This window comes from Aeromonas sp. Y293-4 (assembly GCF_027705905.1).
Lineage (GTDB): Bacteria > Pseudomonadota > Gammaproteobacteria > Enterobacterales > Aeromonadaceae > Aeromonas > Aeromonas veronii.
The window spans coordinates 1-1,115 of sequence record NZ_JAPDCI010000072.1 but is presented as its reverse complement, the minus strand read 5'-3'; the positions used below and the strand labels follow the sequence as shown (position 1 = coordinate 1,115).

1 protein-coding gene is annotated in these 1,115 nt (G+C 53.5%); it reads right to left on the bottom strand.

The genetic code is table 11. The features are described 5' to 3' along the window. Positions 1–71: 71 nt before the first annotated feature. Positions 72–1,052, bottom strand: a complete 981-nt coding sequence (locus tag OKC31_RS21610) for an IS5-like element IS5 family transposase (protein ID WP_000019402.1) — start codon at positions 1,050–1,052, stop codon at positions 72–74. Positions 1,053–1,115 lie beyond the last annotated feature (63 nt).

Below are 1,115 nucleotides of genomic sequence, written 5' to 3'. Positions count from 1 at the left end.
TTCTCCCGTAAATGCCTTGAATCAGCCTATTTAGACCGTTTCTTCGCCATTTAAGGCGTTATTCCCAGTTTTTAGTGAGATCTCTCCCACTGACGTATCATTTGGTCCGCCCGAAACAGGTTGGCCAGCGTGAATAACATCGCCAGTTGGTTATCGTTTTTCAGCAACCCCTTGTATCTGGCTTTCACGAAGCCGAACTGTCGCTTGATGATGCGAAATGGGTGCTCCACCTTGGCCCGGATGCTGGCTTTCATGTATTCGATGTTGATGGCCGTTTTGTTCTTGCGTGGATGCTGTTTCAAGGTTCTTACCTTGCCGGGTCGCTCGGCGATCAGCCAGTCCACATCCACCTCGGCCAGCTCCTCGCGCTGTGGCGCCCCTTGGTAGCCAGCATCGGCTGAGACAAATTGCTCCTCTCCATGCAGCAGATTACCCAGCTGATTGAGGTCATGCTCGTTGGCCGCGGTAGTGACTAGGCTGTGGGTCAGGCCACTCTTGGCATCGACACCAATGTGGGCCTTCATGCCAAAGTGCCACTGATTGCCTTTCTTGGTCTGATGCATCTCCGGATCGCGTTGCTGCTCTTTGTTCTTGGTCGAGCTGGGGGCCTCAATGATGGTGGCATCCACCAAGGTGCCTTGAGTCATCATGACGCCTGCTTCGGCCAGCCAGCGATTGATGGTCTTGAACAATTGGCGGGCCAGTTGATGCTGCTCCAGCAGGTGGCGGAAATTCATGATGGTGGTGCGGTCCGGCAAGGCGCTATCCAGGGATAACCGGGCAAACAGACGCATGGAGGCGATTTCGTACAGAGCATCTTCCATCGCGCCATCGCTCAGGTTGTACCAATGCTGCATGCAGTGAATGCGCAGCATGGTTTCCAGCGGATAAGGTCGCCGGCCATTACCAGCCTTGGGATAAAACGGCTCGATGACTTCCACCATGTTTTGCCATGGCAGAATCTGCTCCATGCGGGACAAGAAAATCTCTTTTCTGGTCTGACGGCGCTTACTGCTGAATTCACTGTCGGCGAAGGTGAGCTGATGACTCATGATGAACCCTTTTTCATGGCTCCAGATGACAAACATGATCTCATATCAGGGACTTGTTCGCAC

Excerpts from the sequence above, each read along its gene's own strand:
- OKC31_RS21610 (WP_000019402.1), bottom strand. The coding sequence starts at position 1,052 with ATGAGTCATCAGCTCACCTTCGCCGACAGTGAATTCAGCAGTAAGCGC.